Here is a 19465-nt window from a genome sequence, read left to right as displayed (position 1 = left end):
CCCGCCCCCGGGTCCCGGGGGTTCACCCCCAAAACTCCGGGGGGCCCCCGCGGTACCACCACTCGCGTTACCCTCCACACCGGGGGTCCCCCACCCCCACCCGCGTTTCTGGGGAAGCGATGGGGAGACGCAATGGACGCCGCACAGCAGGAAGCGACCGCGAGAGCGCGGGAACTGCAGCGGAACTGGTACGGGGAGCCGCTGGGGGCGCTCTTCCGTAAGCTCATCGACGATCTTGGTCTCAACCAGGCTCGTCTCGCGGGGGTGCTGGGACTGTCGGCGCCGATGCTGTCGCAGCTGATGAGCGGTCAGCGGGCGAAGATCGGCAATCCGGCGGTGGTGCAGCGGGTGCAGCTGCTGCAGGAGTTGGCGGCGCAGGTCGCGGACGGCAGCGTCAGCGCCGCCGAGGCGACCGAGCGCATGGACGAGATCAAGCGGTCCCAGGGGGGCTCGGTGCTGAGCAACACCACTCACACGACGAACAGTTCGGGGGCGCCCACGGTCAAGCGGGTGGTCCGCGAGATCCAGTCCCTGCTGCGCTCGGTGGCCGCCGCGGGCGACATCATCGAGGCCGCGGACACCCTCGCCGCGACCCACCCGGAACTGGCAGAGTTCCTCCGGGTGTACGGCGCGGGCCGGACCTCCGACGCGGTCACGCACTACCAGTCCCACCAGAACTGAGCCTTCGGCCCGGTCGCCGGAGGGGGTTCGGCAGCCGGGTGGTCGGCTGACCGTCGGGGGACGGTCGGTTCACCGTGGGGGACGTTCAGCGGACCGTCGGGGGACGGTCGGTTCACCGTGGGGGACGTTCAGCGGACCGTCGGGGGACGGTCGGTTCACCGTGGGGGGATGTTCAGCGGACCGTCGGGGGACGGTCCGGGGCGGTCGGGGGGCGGTATGACGCTCAGGGGATCCGGGTGATGTGACGTGGTGTGACGTGACGTGGCGTCCGGTGACGTGCGGTGAAGTGACGGCGAGCGGGGCGACGGCGCGCACGGGGGCGTACCGCTCGTCACGGGGGAAGGCGGCCGGAAGGGCGCCTCGGAAGGGCTGGGAGGACCGGGGTCCGGGAAGAGAAGCGGACGTGGGGGAAGCGGGACCAGGGGGACCGAGGGGGAGGAGCGACGCACTGCCATGGGTGAGGTCTTCGCCGCACGGTACGAACTGGCCGATCCGATCGGCCGGGGTGGGGTCGGCGCGGTCTGGCGCGCCTGGGACCGCCGCCGGCGCCGCTATGTCGCCGCGAAGGTGTTGCAGCAGAGCGACGCGCACGCGCTGCTGCGCTTCGTGCGCGAGCAGGCGCTGAGGATCGACCATCCCCATGTGCTCGCCCCCGCCAGCTGGGCCGCCGACGACGACAAGGTCCTGTTCACGATGGACCTGGTGGCGGGGGGCTCGCTGGTCCATCTCGTCAACGACTACGGGCCGCTGCCGCCGGTGTTCGTGTGCACGCTGCTCGACCAGTTGCTCGCCGGGCTCACGGCGGTCCACGCGGAAGGCGTCGTGCACCGTGACATCAAACCGGCCAACATCCTGCTGGAGGCCACCGGCACGGGCCGACCGCGTCTGCGGCTCTCCGACTTCGGGATCGCGATGCGGCTGGGCGAGCCGCGGCTGACCGACACCAACCTCGTGGTGGGGACGCCCGGTTACCTCGCGCCCGAGCAGATGCTGGGCGCCGATCCCGATTTCCCCGCCGACCTCTTCGCCGTCGGCCTGGTGGCGCTGTATCTGCTGGAAGGGGCCAAGCCCGACGCCAAGGCGCTCGTCCAGTACTTCGCGGAACACGGGACGCCGAGCGCCCCCAAGACCGTTCCGGAGCCGCTCTGGCAGGTCGTGGCCACCCTGCTGCAGCCGGAGCCGCAGGCACGTTTCCGCTCGGCCACGGGGGCGCGCAAGGCGCTCGCCGCCGCCGTCGAGCTGCTGCCCGAGCCGGGCCCGGACGACGAGACGATCGAGATTTTCGACCAACTGGGGCCGCTTCCGCAGGGGTTCGGCCCCGAGGGTCCGTCGGTCCCGACGCGGGACGCGGGCTCGCCGCCCGCCCGTCCCGACACCGCTCGCCGGATTCCCCGTACTCCCCGTACTCCCCATACGGCCCGTCCGGACGCCGGATCTCTGCCCTCGCGGCCGGAAACGATCGCCCCGGAGTCAGCCCCTACGGGCAGCGGACTCCTTCCTTCCGGCACGGCGACGCCCGGAACCCGCGCCCAGGCCGGCCCCGGTGACGACTTCGGGCCCGGCAACGGCAGCAGCGGCGGCCAGGGCGGCGGCACCGGTTCCGGCTCGGCGTGGCCGGGGACCGACTCCGTGCCGATCGATCCGCGACGCGCGACGCATCCCTCCATGTCGGACACCGGAAGCTTCCATCTGCCGCCGCCGCAACCGACGGGGACCTCCTCCCCCACGTCGACGCCCTCGCCGGCGCAGCTCCCGGCTCCGCGTCCGCCCGCCTACGCACCCGCGCCCCTGCCGCACCCGCCCGCACCCGGCTCGTCCGCCGGCTCCTACGCGCCGGAGACGACGTTCGCGCTGCCGTCCCACGGCCAGCGCCACACGGGCTCCTCCACCGCCTCGTACACCGCGCAGGACCCGGCAGGCGCACAGTCGTCACCCCAGTCACCCCAGTCACCCGAGTCCCTCAGAGCCCCGTATCCCCCACCGGCCCTGCACGTCTCGCAGGTCTCGCAGGTCTCGGAGGGCGGGGAACGTCGACGGAGGCACCGTGCCGTCCGCCGTGGGCGTCCCGGTCCCCCCGCCAAGGTCGCGGTGCCGATGCTGCTCCTCGCGCTGGTCTGCTACGCCGTGGGATTCTGGGCGTTGGCGCACGTCTGAGCCGTGGCCCTGCGCCGGGCGGTGAGCGTCCAGGCCCCGAGCACCGCCAGCAGCAGGCTTCCGGCGCCGATGCCGCCCACGGCGACCGCCTTCATCACGGGGTCGCCGTCCGGCGCTCCCCCGCCCGCGGCGGCGTCACGGCTCGTCAGACCCGGCCCCGCCGAGAGCTCCGGATCGCGCGCTCCGACGTCGAAGAAGCCGCGCGGCGCCGACCGTCCCGCGTACCCCGGGCCGGCCTGCGTGGTGCCGCCGAGCCGCACGCGCAGGGTCAGCCCGTAGGGCCCCGGTCCGAAGCGTGCGCCGACCCGCGCGGCCAGGTGCACGACGAGGTAGTAGGAGCCGGCGAACCGCAGCGCCTTCGTCGCGCTCGCGGACGCGTACCGGTTGGCGTATCCGACCGGCGGCACGGGCGGCGGCGCGGCCGACTTCTGGCTGCCGCCGTAGCCGACGCTCGCCTCCCTGACCTCGGCTCGCACCGGGTTGTAGAGGGTCAGGTCGAGGGCGTCGACCACGTAACCCGAGTCCTTCTCCGCGCTGCCGAGGTCGACGGAGGCGGACACCTGGCGGCCCCAGTCGACGGGCACCTTGTAGAAGAGGGTCTGCCCGGGGACGATCTCGTCGCGCCAGACGCCCTGTTCCACCGCGGTCGCCCTGGTGAAGCCGGCCCCGCCCCGGACGGCCACCGGTTCGCCGGTGGGCGGCGCGGGGGTGGCGGAGTCCCACTTCTCGGGCGCGTTCGTGGCGGCCGCCTTTCCGAGCGCCGGTTCGGAGACGGGCGCGATCTCCAGCTCCCACGGCTCGTCACCGGCATCGGCGCCGTCCCCGGAACCGGTGCCGGCACTGGCACTGCCACTGGCACTGCTTCCGGTACTGATTTTATTGCGTTCGACAACGACGTAGTACGTCCCGGCCCCCTGGCAGGCCCCCCGGCCCGGCAGCAGCTCGCGCGCCCCCCAGGCCGTGATCGGCTGCGGGCTCCTGGACGCCCCGACGATCGCCGAGTCGCGGGAGCAACGGGTGCTGTCGGCGTCCTGCACGGAGACGCTGATCCCGTCGCCGGCGGCGAGTTCCGTTCCCGCGCGCGGGATGGCCGTCACGCCGACGTAGACGTTCGAGACGCCGTCGAGTTCGAGCCGGAAGTAGGCCTTGGCGACCTCGTCCCCCGTGTCCTGCCCCTGACCCTGACTCCGACTCTGGCCCTGACCCTCGTCCGGGACCTGACCCTGACTCTCGTCCGGGCTCTCGCTCTGGCCGGATCCCTCGGTCCCTGACGGAAGGGAGAGCGAGCTGCGGTAGGTCGCGCCGGGTTCCAGGCCCACGGCCCCGGTGGTGGCCGTGGCCGCCCGGACGGTGCGGACGTCGTCGGGGAAGGCGTACGACGGGACGTTCGGCGCGGCCGCCGCGCCCGGTCCGGGCAGCGCAGCCGTCGACACGCAGAGCGTCGCCCCCACAGCCGTGATCCGTACGACGGCCCGCCACCCGGTCACCCCACGTCCCGCCCGCCGGCCCATCGACCCCGCCCCCTCACCTTCGACCGAACGTGGGCCATCCTGCCCCGCCCGCGCCCACGGCACCCGCGCATTGCCGGCGAGCGTCCGAAAAGCCCGCCTCTAACCCCGGTCGGGCGCTCGCGCAACACACAACACAAAACCCCGACCGCTGGGCGGTCGGGGTCTGCTCAGTCTTCGGTATCGATACTCAAGAACCCGTGGGCACGGAGTCGGTCGCCTCCGTCCACAGGTCCTGCTCGGCGCGATCCGCCTGGATCTGGCGGTACACGAGGAGCCCGCCGATAGCGGCCAGTGCGACCAGGAGAAGCTTCTTCACCGCGCGACCTCGTCTTTCCTTGACGTTGGGGACCTCTGGCGCCCGACTATACACACCGGCCGATACCGATCGGTGACCTGCGTCCCGCCCTCAACTCCCGTCTTCGGCAGCTCAGTAGGAGCCGCCCGCACCGCTCCGATCGGAGGGTGATCACACCTGGACGGAGGGTGATTTTCGCCCGACATCGCCATCAAGGTCACTGCTCATCCGCTTTTTCGCCTTCTTGCGGCCATCCGAGTGGTGTTCATCGGAACAACGCCACGCCGCGAGCGTCGGTCCACCACTTCGCGGCGTCCATACACATCATGAGGAAAGTACGCAAATCGCCCAACCCGAAAGTGAGGGGCCATGACCGAGAACCGGGTCGTGAAGCTGTGGACCGCCATCGTCACCGCCGTACTCGCGCTGTGCACGGCGCTCGGACTCATCACGACGACCGCCGCCGCGGCGACGGCGCAGACCGAGCCGGCGCGCACCGAGCCGGCGAACACCGGCGAGAGCGCGGCCGCCGCGTCCACGCCCGCCTGGCCGACGGCGTCGTCGCCCGGGCTCTGGTCCCAGGCCCGCTCACTTCCCCCCACGATGAAGCAGCGCATCCGCGCCGAGGCCCACGGCAAGTCCCCCAGCTGCCGCCACCGCGAGCTTCCCGACACGGAGGAGGCCGAGCAGGGCGCGACCTCCTGCGCGCCGGCCGACCTCGCGGAACCTGCCGAACCGGCCATCCCCCTGCAGCGCTGAGTCCCGGCCCCTTCCCGACCATGACGTGACGGCGAACCTGCGTACAGCCCGCACGGACAGGCCCGGCAGCTCCCCCAGGAGCCCCCGGGCCTTCGCCATGTGCCCCGCCGCCCACGCGCGGAGCGGACCCGGTGACCAGGGCCGCTCCCTCAAGCCCCCCGTGAACCGCGGCCCGCGGCCCGAAAAGTCACTTGGACATGATGAAGTCCAGGGCGAAACCGGGAGCGGTCGTCCAGTAGGTGACCCGCTGACCGTCGTTGGCGTACAACGTGTCGACCGGCATGGGGACGTCGATCGGCTTGCCCGCGCGGCTGCCGGGCTGACGCCCCTGGAGGCCGAGGGTGATGCTCTTCGCCTCGTACTCGTCCATGGGACCGTTGACGAGCAGGGCGGCATACGCCTCCTCACCCGGAGCGAGGGTGACGGGCGCCCCCGGGTCCGGGTCGCTCTCCTTGATGACCGGGGCCGTGGTGCGGCCGTCGCCGAGCCGCACGAGGGGGTAGCGGTACACGTTGCACTTCTTGTCGCCGGCGTTCTGGACGGTGAGGAGCAGGTGCCTGGCGTCCTTGCTGTCCGCGGGCTCCTTCACGGCGGACACTCCGAGCACCTCCTGGGTGCACGCGGCGACCGCAGCGGTCTTTCCGCCACTGCCGCCCGCGCGGTGGGTGGCCGCAGCGTCGGCCGTCCTGCTGCTCGTCTGCGGTCCGGTGGCGGAGGCATGGGCCGACACACCGCACCCGACGGCCAGGACGAGACCTGCGGCCACGGCCACACGGCGGGCCGCGAAGGACTTCGTGTTCATGTGTGTGTTCCTTTTCTGATCCGTATGAGGTTCTGCTCGGCAGGGGTTCTGCTCGGCAGGGGTTCTGCTCGGCAGGGGTTCTGCTCGGCAGGAGGGCGGCGCGCCACCGGGCGGCCGGCCGCTTCAGCCGGTGCGACAGCCACAGCGTGGGACGCCCCGCGGGCCTGGGACAACGGCTGACGCCCACCTGCAACGGTGGGACGGTCCCACCGCCCACGACCTGCGGGGCCCCGGAAGCCTGGGATGCCCGCCCGGGACGGAAAACGCCCGCAGGCCGGCGTCCGGACGCCCGGTGCGCTCGATCCGTACCCCGAGCGCGGGTCAGGCGGTCCCGAGGAAAGGCGTGACACAGCCGCTGGAACCGTGCGCGGCCCGACCGACGTGCAGGTATGGGGAGTGCCGGGGATGCCGTCCTGGAGCAGGGCATGACAGCACCGGCCGATGGATGGATGCGAGTACGGACCACATGGACGCAATCCACGAGGACGTGGCGGAGTTCGCGCTGCTGCTGACGCGTATGAAGGGGCGCACGGACCGCAGCTACGCGGCGCTGGCCCGCCGGCTGGAGATGAACGCCTCCACGCTGCACCGCTACTGCTCCGGTGAGGTGGTTCCCCTGGACTTCACCGGGATCGAGCGGTTCGCCGCCCTCTGCGGCGCGTCCCCCGAGGAGCGCGTGGTGCTGCATCGCCGGTGGATCCTGGCGGTCGCGGCACGGCGACGACCACGCCCGTCCGCCGGGCGGGCGCCGCGGCCCCATGACCCTGCGGAGGCCGCGGGCGCAGCGGAATCGGCGGCGGCGTCCGCGAGCCACGGCAGTCCGCCGGACGAGGCGCCTGAACCGAGCGCACCGGCCGGCCCGCGCCGGGGGGTGAGCTCACCGGTCGACCGACGGCCGGAGCCGACCGCGCCGCCCGGTCCCCGCCCGGCGCCGGTCCCTCCGGCCGACCGGCGGCCGCGTGCCGGACGTCTTCGGCGACGGCCCGTGCGATCGATGGCGCTGGCGGGCGCGCTCGCCGTCGTCCTCGCAGGCCTCACCACCTCCGCTGCCGGACCCTCCTCCGGCGGCGGTGAGCCGTCGGCCTCCGCCCGCACGGGACCGCGACCCTCGTCACCGGCCGCGCACCGCGGCGGCGGCCCGCGCCCCGCTGCCGAGCCCTCCTCCGGCGGCGGTGAGCCGTCGGCCTCCGCCCCCGCCGCACCGCCGTCCTCGCCGCCGGCCGCGCACGGCGACGGAGGTCCTCGAAGGAACCGGACGGGCGCCGGCACGGTCCCGCCGCCGGTCCCCCTCACCTGGACGGCCGACTCCCATCTGTGGCAGCTCGACTGCGACCACGACTACGTCATCGCCAAGCCGCCTCAGCAGGTCCCGCCCCCGCCGACCCCAGCGGACGCCGCGGTGTGGGCCGCGTCGCTCGGGGCTGTGCACGGGCGCACCACCGATCTGCGGATCTCGGTGCAGGGGCGCGGCTCGGCCGCCGTCGTCCTGGAGGCCCTGCACGTGCGCCTGGTCGACCGCACCACACCCGCCGCCCGCCGCGGCATCGCCTACTCGATGTACGAAGGCTGCGGCGCCGTCCTCGTCCCCCGCTACTTCTCCGTGGACCTCGACGCGCGCCGGCCCCTGGCGCGTTCGATGCCCGGCAACGATCCGGACAGGCCGGAGCCGGCGATCGACTTCCCGTACCAGGTGTCCCTGCGGGAGCCGGAGGTCCTGATGCTCTCCGCGCGCACCGTGTCCTGCACCTGCGACTGGTACCTGGAACTCGACTGGTCCTCGCAGGGCCGCAGCGGCACGGTGCGCATCGACGACCACGGCCGCCCGTTCCGCACCACCAGCATCACGGGGCTACCGCACCTCTGGTACCGCAATCCCCGTGGCTGGGTCCCCATGACCGCCGCCTACGACGACGCGGCAGGCGACGACGGGCAAGTCGGTGACGCGGCAGGCGGTGACGGGGAAGTCGGTGACGGGGAAGTCGGCGACGGGCGCTGACCGCGTCCGCCCGCCGCCGCGCACCGCGAACAGCACGCCGCGCCGGCCGTGATCACCGCGATCGCCGAACCGCCGATGAGAGCGGAGTCACTGCCGCCTCCGGTCTCGGCGAGTCCGGACCCGTTCATGGCTTCCGGCCCTGTGCACAGGTGGGAGGCGCGCGTCGGCGGCGGCCGCGCATCGGGCGGCGCCAGCGCATCGGCGGCGGCAGCGCCGAGCGGGCCTCCTCGTGGAGCGGCGGGATCTCCAAGAGCTGGAACAGGAGATCGCCGGCTGATGGTGTCAAAAGACCCCCGGACCGATGGTCCGGGGGTCTTCTCGCATGTGGGGCTAACAGGATTTGAACCTGTGGCCTCATCCTTATCAGGGATGCGCTCTAACCAACTGAGCTATAGCCCCGCCGCGCTGTGCGGTGTGTGTCCCGCGCGCTGACTCCTGAAGATTAGCGCACGACCTGGGCAGTCCCAAAATCGATAGTCGGGGGGCTCCCGGCGCGGGGTCGCGACCGCGGTGACGGCTGGATCAGTCGTCGGTCACTCGTCCTCGGCCAGCGTCAGTTCCACGCCGCCGACGAAGCCCGCGGAGAGGTTGTAGATGAACGCGCCGAGGGTCGCCAGAGCCGTCGCGAGGACGACGTCGATGACCGCGATGATCGCCGTGAACATCAGGACGTGGGGGAGCGACAGGAACGACTGGAGGTCGAAGCCGTTCGACTCGTTGGAGCCGGTCGCCTCCGAGATCGTGCCGCCGACCGTCGAGAAGACGCCCATCGCGTCCATGACCATCCACAGCACGGCGGCCGCCACGATCGTGCAGATGCCCAGCGCGATGGAGAGCAGGAAGCTGACCTTCATCACCGACCACGGGTCGGCCTTGGCCACGCGCAGCCGCGCCTTGCGCACGCGGGGCGCGGTGCGGGCGCCGGTCCGCGGCCGCCGTACCGCGCCGGTCGACGCGGGAGCCGCCTGCGGCGGGTAGGCCTGCGGCGGGTGGTAGGGCGCGGTGGGCTGCTGCGGCCGGCGTTCACCGGGCAGCGGCGACGCGTCAGGCTGCTTGGCCTGTGAGCCTCGGGTGTCCGTCACGGTTCCCCCCTGGGATCCCTTCGAGCCTGGTGTGTCGGTCGAGGGCGAGGAAGAGGAGGGCGATTCGGCCACGGGCGCCTTGACGGCCTTCAGCTGGGTCGTGTGGGTGTCCGCCGCACGGCCCTCGGCGCCCCCCGCGCCCCGCGCGTCGGTCGTCCGCGCGTCCCCCTCCGGGGCGGCGGAGCCACGGCCGCCGCCGCTCTTGTCCGTACCGGCAGACGTACCGGCGCCCGTGGCTCCGCTCACGATGACTCACTCCTCGTGCTACTCGGGCGAGGGCGCCTCACCCTCGTCCGTGCCGGCGGTCGTGGCGTTGTCGGCGGTCTCGTCCACGGCAACGTCGCCGTCGACCTCCTCCGCCTCGCGCCCCGCCTCGGCGTTACGTGCGATACCGACGACGGCATCGCGCTTGCCCAGGTTGATCAGTTGGACGCCCATGGTGTCACGGCCGGTCTCCCTGATCTCGTTGACTCGCGTACGAATCACACCGCCGCCCAGCGTGATGGCGAGGATCTCGTCGGTCTCCTCGACCACCAGCGCGCCGACGAGGGAGCCACGGTCCTCGACGATCTTGGCGGCCTTGATGCCGAGGCCGCCGCGACCCTGGACGCGGTACTCGTCGACGGCGGTCCGCTTCGCGTACCCGCCGTCTGTGGCAGTGAACACGAACGTACCGGGTCGAACAACATTCATCGAGAGCAGCTGGTCTCCCTCGCGGAAGCTCATGCCCTTGACGCCCGAGGTCGCACGGCCCATGGGACGCAGACTCTCGTCCGTGGCGGTGAACCTGATCGACTGGGCCTTCTTGCTGATCAGAAGCAGATCGTCGTCGGCCGACACGAGTTCGGCTCCGATCAGTTCGTCGTCGGAACCGTCCTCCGTCTCACGGAGGTTGATCGCGATGACGCCACCGGAACGCGGCGAATCGTAATCCTTCAGAGGCGTCTTCTTGACCAGACCGCCCTTGGTGGCCAGGACCAGGTACGGCGCGACCTCATAGGTGCGGATCGCGAGGATCTCGGCGATCGCCTCGTCCGGCTGGAAGGCCAGGAGGTTCGCGACGTGCTGCCCGCGCGCGTCCCGCCCGGCGTCCGGGAGCTCGTACGCCTTGGCCCGGTAGACGCGGCCCTTGTTGGTGAAGAACAGCAGCCAGTGGTGCGTGGTGGAGACGAAGAAGTGGTCGACGATGTCGTCTTCCTTCAGCTTCGCGCCGCGCACGCCCTTGCCGCCGCGCTTCTGGGCGCGGTAGTCGTCCGTCTTGGTGCGCTTGACGTAGCCCCCGCGCGTGACGGTGACGACGATGTCCTCCTCGGCGATGAGGTCCTCGATGGACATGTCGCCGTCGTAGGGCACCAGCATCGTCTTGCGGTCGTCGCCGTACTTGTCGACGATCGCGGCCAGCTCGTCGCTCACGATGCCCCGCTGACGCTCCGGGGACGCGAGGATCGCGTTGTACTCGGTGATCTTCGCCTGGAGCTCGTCGTGCTCCTGGATGATCTTCCGGCGCTCCAGGGCGGCCAGTCGGCGCAGCTGCATCTCGAGGATGGCGTTGGCCTGGATCTCGTCGATCTCCAGGAGCTCCATCAGGCCCGTGCGCGCGATGTCGACGGTGTCGCTGCGCCGGATCAGCGCGATGACCTCGTCGATGGCGTCCAGGGCCTTCAGCAGGCCGCGCAGGATGTGGGCCCGCTCCTCGGCCTTGCGTAGCCGGAACTTCGTACGGCGGACGATGACCTCGATCTGGTGCGTCACCCAGTGCCGGATGAACGCGTCCAGGGACAGCGTGCGCGGCACGCCGTCGACCAGCGCCAGCATGTTGGCGCCGAAGTTCGTCTGCAGGTCGGTGTGCTTGTACAGGTTGTTCAGGACGACCTTGGCGACCGCGTCCCTCTTGAGGACGATGACCAGGCGCTGGCCCGTGCGCGACGACGTCTCGTCGCGGACGTCCGCGATGCCGCCGATCTTGCCGTCCTTCACCAGGTCGGCGATCTTCTGCGCCAGGTTGTCCGGGTTGACCTGGTAGGGCAGCTCGGTGACCACCAGGCACTGGCGGTTCTGGATCTCCTCGACCTCGACGACCGCCCGCATGGTGATCGAGCCGCGGCCGGTGCGGTAGGCCTCCTCGATGCCCTTGCGGCCCACCACGAGGGCGCCGGTGGGGAAGTCGGGGCCCTTGATGCGCTCCAGGAGGGCGTCCAGGAGCTCCTCGTGCGAGGCCTCCGGGTTCTCCAGGTACCACTGGGCGCCGGCCGCGACCTCGCGCAGGTTGTGCGCGGGGATGTTGGTCGCCATGCCGACGGCGATGCCTGCCGAGCCGTTGATCAGCAGGTTCGGGAAGCGGGCCGGCAGGACGGTCGGCTCCTGGGAGCGGCCGTCGTAGTTGTCCGTGAAGTCGACGGTCTCCTCGTCGATGTCACGGACCATCTCCATCGACAGCGGCGCCATCTTGCACTCGGTGTACCGCATGGCCGCCGCCGGGTCGTTGCCCGGGGAGCCGAAGTTGCCGTTGGAGTCCACGAGCGGCATGCGCATCGACCACGGCTGGGCGAGACGCACCAGGGCGTCGTAGATCGAACTGTCGCCGTGCGGGTGGTAGTTGCCCATGACGTCGCCGACCACGCGGGCGCACTTGTAGAAGCCGCGCTCGGGGCGGTAGCCGCCGTCGTACATCGCGTACAGCACCCGGCGGTGGACGGGCTTGAGACCGTCGCGGACGTCCGGCAGCGCGCGGGAGACGATGACGGACATCGCGTAGTCGAGGTACGAGCGCTGCATCTCCGTCTCGAGCCCGACGGGCTCGATGCGCATGACGATGTCGCCGCCCTCTTCAGGGGTGACGGGAGTGTTCTCGTCGGTCATTGCTGGTGGGGATCCTTCCTGGTGCGGTCAGCTGAGACCGACTCAGATGTCGAGGAAGCGGACGTCCTTGGCGTTGCGCTGGATGAAGGCGCGGCGCGCTTCGACGTCCTCGCCCATGAGGACCGAGAACAGGTCGTCGGCCTGGGCGGCGTCGTCGAGGGTGACCTGGCCGAGGACCCGGTGCTCCTGGTCCATCGTCGTGATGCGCAGCTCCTCGGCGTTCATCTCGCCGAGGCCCTTGAACCGCTGGATCGAGTCCTCGCGCACGCGCTTGCCGCGCTGGCGGCCCATCTCGATCAGCGCGTCGCGCTCGCGGTCGGAGTACGCGTACTCGATGTCGTCCCGACCCCACTTGATCTTGTAGAGCGGAGGACGGGAGAGGTACACGTGCCCGGCCTCGACCAGCGGCCGCATGAAGCGGAACAGGAAGGTCAGCAGCAGGGTGCTGATGTGCTGTCCGTCGACGTCGGCGTCCGCCATCAGGATGATCTTGTGATAGCGGAGCTTCGAGATGTCGAAGTCCTCGTGCACGCCCGTGCCGAAGGCGGAGATCAGCGCCTGGATCTCCTGGTTCTGCAGGATCTTGTCGATCCGCGCCTTCTCGACGTTGAGGATCTTGCCCCGGATCGGGAGGATCGCCTGGTACTGCGGATTACGGCCGGACTTGGCCGAGCCGCCGGCGGAGTCGCCCTCGACGATGAAGATCTCGCACTTGGTGGGGTCGTTCGACTGGCAGTCGGAGAGCTTGCCCGGCAGCGACGCCGACTCCAGCAGCCCCTTGCGACGGGTCAGGTCGCGGGCCTTGCGGGCCGCCACGCGCGCGGTGGCCGCCTGGATGCCCTTGCGGACGATGTCCGCGGCCTCGACCGGGTTGCGGTCCAGCCAGTCGTTGAGGTGCTCGTAGACCGCCTTCTGGACGAAGGTCTTGGCCTCCGTGTTGCCCAGCTTGGTCTTGGTCTGGCCCTCGAACTGCGGCTCGCTCAGCTTGACCGAGATGATCGCCGTCAGACCCTCGCGGATGTCGTCGCCCGTGAGGTTGTCGTCCTTCTCGCGCAGCAGCTTCTTGTCCCGCGCGTACTTGTTGACCAGGTTCGTCAACGCCGCGCGGAAGCCCTCCTCGTGCGTGCCGCCCTCATGCGTGTGGATGATGTTGGCGAAGGAGTACACGCCCTCGCTGTAACCGCTGTTCCACTGCATGGCGACCTCGAGGGACAGGCTCTTGTCCTTGTCCTCCGCCTCCAGGTCGATGACCGTCGGGTGCACCGCCTCGCCCTTGCGGGAGTTGAGGTACTTCACGAAGTCGACGATGCCGCCCTCGTAGTGGTACGTGACGGTCTTGACCTCGTCCTTCTCGTCCGCACCCGCCTCGTCCGCCCCGGCGGTGGCCTTCGCCGACTCGCGCTCGTCAGTGAGCTTGATCGTCAGGCCCTTGTTGAGGAACGCCATCTCCTGGAAGCGCCGCGACAGCGTCTCGAAGGAGTACTCGGTCGTCTCGAAGATGTCGGCGTCGGCCCAGAAGGTGACCGACGTGCCGGTGTCCTCGATGGCCTCGTGCTTGGCCAGCGGCGCCGTCGGGACGCCCATCTTGTAGTCCTGCGTCCAGCGGTGGCCGTCGGTCCTGACCTCGACGGCGACCTTGCTCGACAGGGCGTTGACGACGGAGACGCCGACGCCGTGCAGACCGCCGGAGACGGCGTAGCCGCCGCCGCCGAACTTGCCGCCCGCGTGCAGCACGGTCAGCACGACCTCGAGGGCCGGCTTGCCCTCGGAGGCGACGATGCCCACCGGGATGCCGCGGCCGTTGTCGGTGACCCGTACGCCGCCGTCGGCCAGGATCGTCACGTCGATGGTGTCCGCGTGCCCGGCCAGCGCCTCGTCGACCGAGTTGTCGACGACCTCGTACACGAGGTGGTGCAGACCGCGCTCACCGGTGGAACCGATGTACATACCGGGTCGCTTGCGGACGGCGTCCAGGCCCTCGAGGACGGTGATCGCGCTGGCGTCGTACGAGGCGGTGACCTCGTGGCCGGACGAGGCACTCGCCCCGCTGTTCGCGCCGGCGTCGGTGGACGGGATGTTCTCGTTGGGGTTGCCGGAATCGGCCACGAAGCGCCCTTTCTGGCACAGCACCAGCCAGGCTCGTCGGCAGGTTGCCGGAGCGGCTGCGGCATGTTGCGTTGGTCAGCCTTGATCAGCGTTGCTCAGCTTTTCCCGGGCGGTCCCCACGTTCGGGGCGGGATTGGCTTCCAGTCTACCGGTAGCACTGACACTGATGGGGGTTTGCCGGTACCTGAGTCCGCATGTGCCGCCCTCAACCGGTCTCTTCCGGGTCCCGATATGCGGAAGGGGGCTCCAAGAGGCTCACGGAGGCACTCAGCGCTTCCAGGTGTCAACCCTTGGCTACTTGGGAGTCAGGTCCCGATTCGCACGCGCGCGCGGACGCGCGAAAAGAAGGCCGGGCGGTCCCGACAGGACCGCCCGGCCACACGAAGACGTGATGCACGTCACCCGTAGGTGTCACCGGGACCGGTGCTTCCAGGGGCCCTCAAGGGGCCGTAGCGACGCTGGGGACCACCGGGCCCGAGAACCTTGATCAACCGGACCGTGCCATGGCCCAGATCCTCGTTGAGGCGCGCCACGAGCGTCGGAGCGAGCAGCCGCAGGTTCGTCGCCCACGCCGTGGAGTCGCAGCGCACGATCAGCGCCCGCTCCTCCTCGTCGTACCTCTCCGGCTCACAGTGCTTGGCCACGTCCTCGCCCACGATCTGCGGCCAGCGGCCCATCACCCCGCCCACCGCGGCCGGCGCCTCCCAGCCCCGCTCGGTGAGCAGCCGGTTGATCGCGGCGCCCAGCGCCATCGGGTCACGGCCGTCCGCACCCGCCCCGGAGCGCAGACCGCCCCCGCGCCGGGCCTGCTTCTTCTGCTGCGCCGCGTTCCCCCGCGCGCGTGCCTGCTCCCGCGCCGCCCTGAGCGCCACGCGCGCCAGATCGACGCCGGACGGCTCGGGCACCCGCTGCGAAGCAGGCTCCTCGCCGCTCACAGGCGTTCCACCGCCCCCTCGGACACGGCGTACCGCGCCCCCGCGAGGACGCCCGGCACATCGTCGTCGACCGCCGCCGTCACCAGCACCTGCTCGCCCGGCGCGACCAGCTCCGCCAGCCGCTCCCGCCGACGCGCGTCCAGCTCCGCGAAGACGTCGTCCAGCACCAGCACCGGCTCGTTGCCCTCCGCCCGCAGCAGGTCGTAAGAGGCCAGCCGCAGCGCCAGCGCGTACGACCAGGACTCGCCGTGCGAGGCGTACCCCTTGGCCGGCAACTGCCCCAACTTGAGCGTCAGATCGTCCCGGTGCGGCCCCACGAGGGTGACGCCCCGCTCGATCTCCTGCTTGCGCGCGTCCGCGAGCGCGGCCGTCAACTGCCCGTAGAGACCCTCACGCGTGTGCGCCTCACCCGGCGCGGACGGCTTGTACTCCAGGGCCACCGGACCGCCTCCGGGCGCCAGCTGCTCGTACGCCTTGTCGGCGAGCGGCTGGATCGCGGCCACCAGATCGAGCCGCTGGGCCAGCAACTCCGCCCCCACGCGCGCGAGATGCTGGTCCCACACGTCCAGCGTGGACAGATCCATGGCGCGGCCGCCGTGCCGACGGGCCATGGCCGCCGTCTTGAGCAGCGTGTTGCGCTGCTTGAGCACCCGTTCGTAGTCCGAGCGCACCCCCGCCATCCGCGGGGAGCGCGCGGTGATCAGCTCGTCGAGGAACCGACGCCGCTCACCGGGATCGCCCTTGACCAGCGCCAGGTCCTCGGGCGCGAACAGCACGGTCCGGACGATGCCCAGCACGTCCCGCGGCCTGACCTGCGAGGAGCGGTTGACGCGCGCGCGGTTGGCGCGGCCCGGGTTCAGCTCCAGCTCGATCAGCTGCTGCCGCTCGCCCTGTCTGACCTGCGCCCGCACGATGGCGCGGTCGGCGCCCATGCGTACCAGGGGCGCGTCCGAGGAGACCCGGTGGCTGCCGAGGGTCGCGAGATAGCCGACCGCCTCGACGAGATTGGTCTTGCCCTGCCCGTTGGGGCCCACGAAAGCGGTGACGCCCGGGTCGAGCGGGACTTCGACCCGGGCGTACGAGCGGAAGTCGGCCAGCGACAGATGCGTGACGTGCATGGTCGTTCGCCGACCTCCCCCAGCGTTGTGGATCGCGGAGCGACCCTGTGGATTACTTCGTCTCGACCGCGTGGCCGCCGAACTGGTTGCGCAGCGCCGCGACCATCTTCATCTGCGGCGAGTCGTCCTGCCGCGAGGCGAACCGCGCGAACAGCGAGGCCGTGATCGCGGGCAGCGGCACGGCGTTGTCGATGGCGGCCTCCACCGTCCACCGGCCCTCGCCGGAGTCCTCGGCGTAGCCGCGCAGCTTGTCCAGGTGGGTGTCCTCGTCGAGGGCGTTGACCGCGAGGTCCAGCAGCCAGGACCGGATGACCGTGCCCTCCTGCCAGGAACGGAAGACCTCGCGGACGTTGTCCACGGAGTCGACCTTCTCCAGCAGCTCCCAGCCCTCGGCGTAGGCCTGCATCATGGCGTACTCGATGCCGTTGTGGACCATCTTGGCGAAGTGCCCCGCGCCGACCTTGCCGGCGTGCACCGCGCCGAAGTCGCCCTCGGGCTTGAGCGCGTCGAAGACCGGCTGGACCCGGGCCACGTGCTCGGCCTCGCCGCCGTACATCAGCGCGTAGCCGTTCTCCAGGCCCCAGACGCCGCCGGAGACGCCGCAGTCGACGAAGCCGATGCCCTTGGCGGCCAGCTCACCGGCGTGCTTCTCGTCGTCCGTCCAGCGCGAGTTGCCGCCGTCCACGACGACGTCGCCGGGCTCCAGCAGCTCGGCGAGCTCGTCGACGGTCGACTGGGTGGCGGCGCCGGCCGGGACCATCACCCAGACCACCCGCGGGCCCTTGAGCTTGCCCACCAGGTCTTCGAGACTGTGGACGTCGGCGAGGTCCGGGTTGCGGTCGTATCCGACGACGGTGTGGCCGGCGCGGCGGATCCGCTCGCGCATGTTGCCGCCCATCTTGCCGAGGCCGACGAGACCGAGCTCCATCAGTTGTTCCTTAGGTCGCTGTGTGGCGTGCGGGGCACCTCGTGCCCACCTCCGAGCCTAAACCCGGACCGTCACGCACACCTGTGGGCATACGCGCTCAGACGTACTGCCCCGCGCGCCGCTCACCTGCGGCTTCGTCCACAGACCGGGGGCCGTTGGCCACAGCCTGTGGACGACCTCCGGTACCGACGCCGGTACCGCTCGGCCGCTCGGCCGCTCAGCCGCTCAGCCGCTCAGCCTCACCGGCATGATCAGGTACTTGTAGGCGTCGTCCGCCTCCGCGTCCAGGGCCGGCTTGCCGCTGAGCAGCGCGGGCTTGGTGGACGTCGTGAAGGACAGCTGGGCCACGGGCGAATCGATGGCGCTCAGCCCGTCCAGCAGGAACGTCGGGTTGAAGGCGATCGAGATGTCGTCGCCCTCCAGCTGTGCGTCGACCCGCTCCACAGCCTGTGCGTCGTCACTGGAGCCGGCCTCCAGGATGAGCACGCCCTGCTCGAAGCTCAGCCGCACCGGGGTGTTGCGCTCGGCCACCAGGGCCACGCGCTTGACGGCCTCCACGAAGGGGGCGGTCTCGATCACGGCGACGGAGTTGAACTCGGTCGGGAACAGCGTGCGGTACTTCGGGAGGTCGCCCTCCAGCAGACGGGTCGTCGTGCGCCGGCCCGCGCCCTCGAAGCCGATCAGGCCCTCGCCCGAGCCGCCGCCGGACAGCGCCAGGATGACGCTGTCGCCGCTCGTGAGCGCCTTGGCGGTGTCCAGGAGCGTCTTGGCGGGCACCAGGGCGACCGCGGAGGCCTCCGGGTTCTCCGGCTTCCACAGGAACTCGCGGACCGCGAAGCGGTAGCGGTCGGTGGAGGCCAGCGTGACGGTGTCACCCTCGATCTCGATGCGCACACCGGTGAGCACGGGCAGTGTGTCGTCACGACCGGCGGCGATGGCGACCTGGGCGGCCGCGGAGGCGAAGACCTCGCCCGGGACCGTGCCCGTCGCGTTCGGCATCTGCGGCAGCGACGGGTACTCCTCCACCGGCAGGGTGTGGAGGGTGAAGCGCGAGGAACCGCAGACCACCGTCGCCCGTACACCCTCTGTGGAGATCTCCACCGGGCGGTTGGGCAGGGCACGGCAGATGTCCGCGAGCAGGCGGCCCGAGACCAGGACGGTGCCCTCCTCCTCGACCTCGGTCTCGACGGAGACCCGGGCGGAGACCTCGTAGTCGAAGCTCGACAGGCTCAGCTGGCCGTCCTCGGCCTTCAGCAGCAGGCCGGCGAGGACCGGCGCCGGCGGACGGGCCGGGAGGCTGCGCGCCGCCCAGGCCACGGCCTCCGCGAGTACGTCGCGTTCCACCCGGATCTTCACTCTTGCCGCCTCCTGCTGTTGCCGGCGCTTCTCGCCCTGCCTGGCCTTCGTCGTCTGTCTCGGTGTGGTCGGCCCCGGTGAGGGGAAGGACCATCGGGGACCAGTCTGACGCACCGCACTGACAGTCGGTGCCCCTCGGGGTCAAGTCGTGACGAGGGGCAGCCGGACGTCCGACCGCGAGTTGTGCACAGGACCCACTTCGAAACGGATTCCTCGCTCTCTCTAGTTGTCAGTAGTAGTAGGGCCTGTGGATACCGTGGATAACCCCGTTTTCGCAGCTCAGAGGCGATATTTTATCCACCGGGCCTGTGGGCGGAGCCGGTGGATAACCAGGGCCTTCTGTGGAGAACAAAAAGTTCTGCACACTCCGTGCACAGGGAGGGGCTACTTGTCCCCAGCGTCGTCCCCAGGTTTGGTCGTCTTTCCCACAGGCCCCCTCGGCAACCTCGTGTGACGCCTTTCACTCGGTGCGGTGAGGAGGCGCGTCACGTTGCCGAACAGTGGACAGCCATGTGGAGAAGCCGGTGATCGCTGGGGACAAGCAGGCTCCGCCTGTGGGTTGCCGGTGGAAAACTTCGTACACAGCCTGTGGATAGTTTTTTCATCCACAGGCTGTGGATGACCTTCGTCCACGAATCCACAGCCCATTGACCTGGCTCGATCGTCCCGCATCCAGGGTGCCTGTGGACACAGTCTGGACAACTTCCCGGTCCCCAGGGTGTGGACGGGAAAAAGTCGCCGAATCTGTGGAGGACGGCCGTAACCTCGGCTCTTAATCGAACAGCGGGTGAGCGGTGAGCGACCCCTGTACGACCGCCGCACGACGCGCGTCGCGGCCGCATCGCGACCGAGACGGGGCCGGGAAGGGGCCGGGAAGGGGCCG

General features: G+C 70.8%; 14 protein-coding genes and 1 tRNA gene. 4 read left to right on the top strand and 11 right to left on the bottom strand.

The genetic code is table 11. From position 1 onward, the window contains the following. The first annotated feature begins 132 nt into the window (after nucleotides 1-132). Nucleotides 133-681: a helix-turn-helix domain-containing protein gene (locus tag ACFVYK_RS04785; RefSeq protein ID WP_389768472.1), complete on the top strand. Its 549-nt coding sequence runs from the start codon at nucleotides 133-135 to the stop codon at nucleotides 679-681. Between the two features lie 453 nt (nucleotides 682-1134). After that, the gene (locus ACFVYK_RS04780) at nucleotides 1135-2835 is read left to right on the top strand and encodes a protein kinase (RefSeq protein WP_389768469.1); all 1701 of its coding nucleotides are present in this window, start codon (nucleotides 1135-1137) and stop codon (nucleotides 2833-2835) included. Here ACFVYK_RS04780 and ACFVYK_RS04775 read toward each other — a convergent pair. Further along, nucleotides 2799-4286, bottom strand: a complete 1488-nt coding sequence (locus tag ACFVYK_RS04775) for a hypothetical protein (protein ID WP_389768466.1) — start codon at nucleotides 4284-4286, stop codon at nucleotides 2799-2801. The two genes, ACFVYK_RS04780 and ACFVYK_RS04775, sit on opposite strands and share 37 nt — an antisense overlap. A gap of 247 nt (nucleotides 4287-4533) precedes the next feature. Beyond that, nucleotides 4534-4662 carry a DLW-39 family protein gene (locus tag ACFVYK_RS04770; RefSeq protein ID WP_003999697.1) on the bottom strand — a complete coding sequence of 43 codons (129 nt, stop codon included), beginning with the start codon at nucleotides 4660-4662 and terminating at the stop codon, nucleotides 4534-4536. A 348-nt stretch (nucleotides 4663-5010) separates the two neighbouring features. Between ACFVYK_RS04770 and ACFVYK_RS04765 the strand changes: the two genes are divergently transcribed. Then, on the top strand, nucleotides 5011-5400 hold the full coding sequence (locus tag ACFVYK_RS04765; protein WP_389768465.1) for a DUF6344 domain-containing protein: 390 nt from the start codon (nucleotides 5011-5013) through the stop codon (nucleotides 5398-5400). Between the two features lie 187 nt (nucleotides 5401-5587). On the opposite strand, the gene ACFVYK_RS04760 is transcribed toward ACFVYK_RS04765, so the two are convergent. Next, nucleotides 5588-6202, bottom strand: a complete 615-nt coding sequence (locus ACFVYK_RS04760; protein WP_389768462.1) for a DUF4232 domain-containing protein — start codon at nucleotides 6200-6202, stop codon at nucleotides 5588-5590. A 466-nt stretch (nucleotides 6203-6668) separates the two neighbouring features. Here ACFVYK_RS04760 and ACFVYK_RS04755 point away from each other — a divergent pair, with 466 nt between their 5' ends. Next, complete coding sequence (locus tag ACFVYK_RS04755) at nucleotides 6669-8198, top strand: helix-turn-helix domain-containing protein (RefSeq protein WP_389768459.1); 1530 nt, start codon at nucleotides 6669-6671, stop codon at nucleotides 8196-8198. A 325-nt stretch (nucleotides 8199-8523) separates the two neighbouring features. Here the strand turns inward: ACFVYK_RS04755 and ACFVYK_RS04750 are convergent. The 8 genes from ACFVYK_RS04750 to dnaN form a co-directional block, all read right to left on the bottom strand. Continuing rightward, nucleotides 8524-8597, bottom strand: a tRNA-Ile gene (locus tag ACFVYK_RS04750). A 134-nt stretch (nucleotides 8598-8731) separates the two neighbouring features. Then, entirely contained in the window at nucleotides 8732-9526 is a 795-nt protein-coding gene (locus ACFVYK_RS04745; protein WP_389768455.1) for a DUF3566 domain-containing protein, read from the bottom strand. 18 nt (nucleotides 9527-9544) lie between these two features. Continuing rightward, a complete protein-coding gene (gene gyrA / locus ACFVYK_RS04740; RefSeq protein WP_389768453.1) occupies nucleotides 9545-12139 on the bottom strand; it encodes a DNA gyrase subunit A in 2595 nt (864 codons plus the stop codon). Between the two features lie 42 nt (nucleotides 12140-12181). Beyond that, entirely contained in the window at nucleotides 12182-14269 is a 2088-nt protein-coding gene (gene gyrB, locus ACFVYK_RS04735) for a DNA topoisomerase (ATP-hydrolyzing) subunit B (RefSeq protein ID WP_389768451.1), read from the bottom strand. A 374-nt stretch (nucleotides 14270-14643) separates the two neighbouring features. Further along, nucleotides 14644-15180: a DUF721 domain-containing protein gene (locus ACFVYK_RS04730; RefSeq protein WP_389768448.1), complete on the bottom strand. Its 537-nt coding sequence runs from the start codon at nucleotides 15178-15180 to the stop codon at nucleotides 14644-14646. Continuing rightward, nucleotides 15177-16298 (bottom strand): DNA replication/repair protein RecF, encoded by a 1122-nt coding sequence (gene recF, locus ACFVYK_RS04725; RefSeq protein WP_389768445.1) that lies wholly within the window; start codon nucleotides 16296-16298, stop codon nucleotides 15177-15179. Before recF ends, ACFVYK_RS04730 begins: the two co-directional genes overlap by 4 nt. Nucleotides 16299-16350: 52 nt before the next feature. Continuing rightward, complete coding sequence (gene gnd, locus ACFVYK_RS04720) at nucleotides 16351-17226, bottom strand: phosphogluconate dehydrogenase (NAD(+)-dependent, decarboxylating) (RefSeq protein ID WP_389768443.1); 876 nt, start codon at nucleotides 17224-17226, stop codon at nucleotides 16351-16353. Nucleotides 17227-17451: 225 nt separating this feature from the next. After that, complete coding sequence (gene dnaN / locus ACFVYK_RS04715; protein ID WP_389768440.1) at nucleotides 17452-18582, bottom strand: DNA polymerase III subunit beta; 1131 nt, start codon at nucleotides 18580-18582, stop codon at nucleotides 17452-17454. Nucleotides 18583-19465: the final 883 nt, after the last annotated feature.

The sequence above is a fragment of the Streptomyces sp. NPDC058291 genome (assembly GCF_042880855.1).
GTDB lineage: Bacteria > Actinomycetota > Actinomycetes > Streptomycetales > Streptomycetaceae > Streptomyces.
The sequence above is the reverse complement of the archived record's forward strand: the minus strand, read 5'-3'. Positions and strand labels throughout refer to the sequence as shown.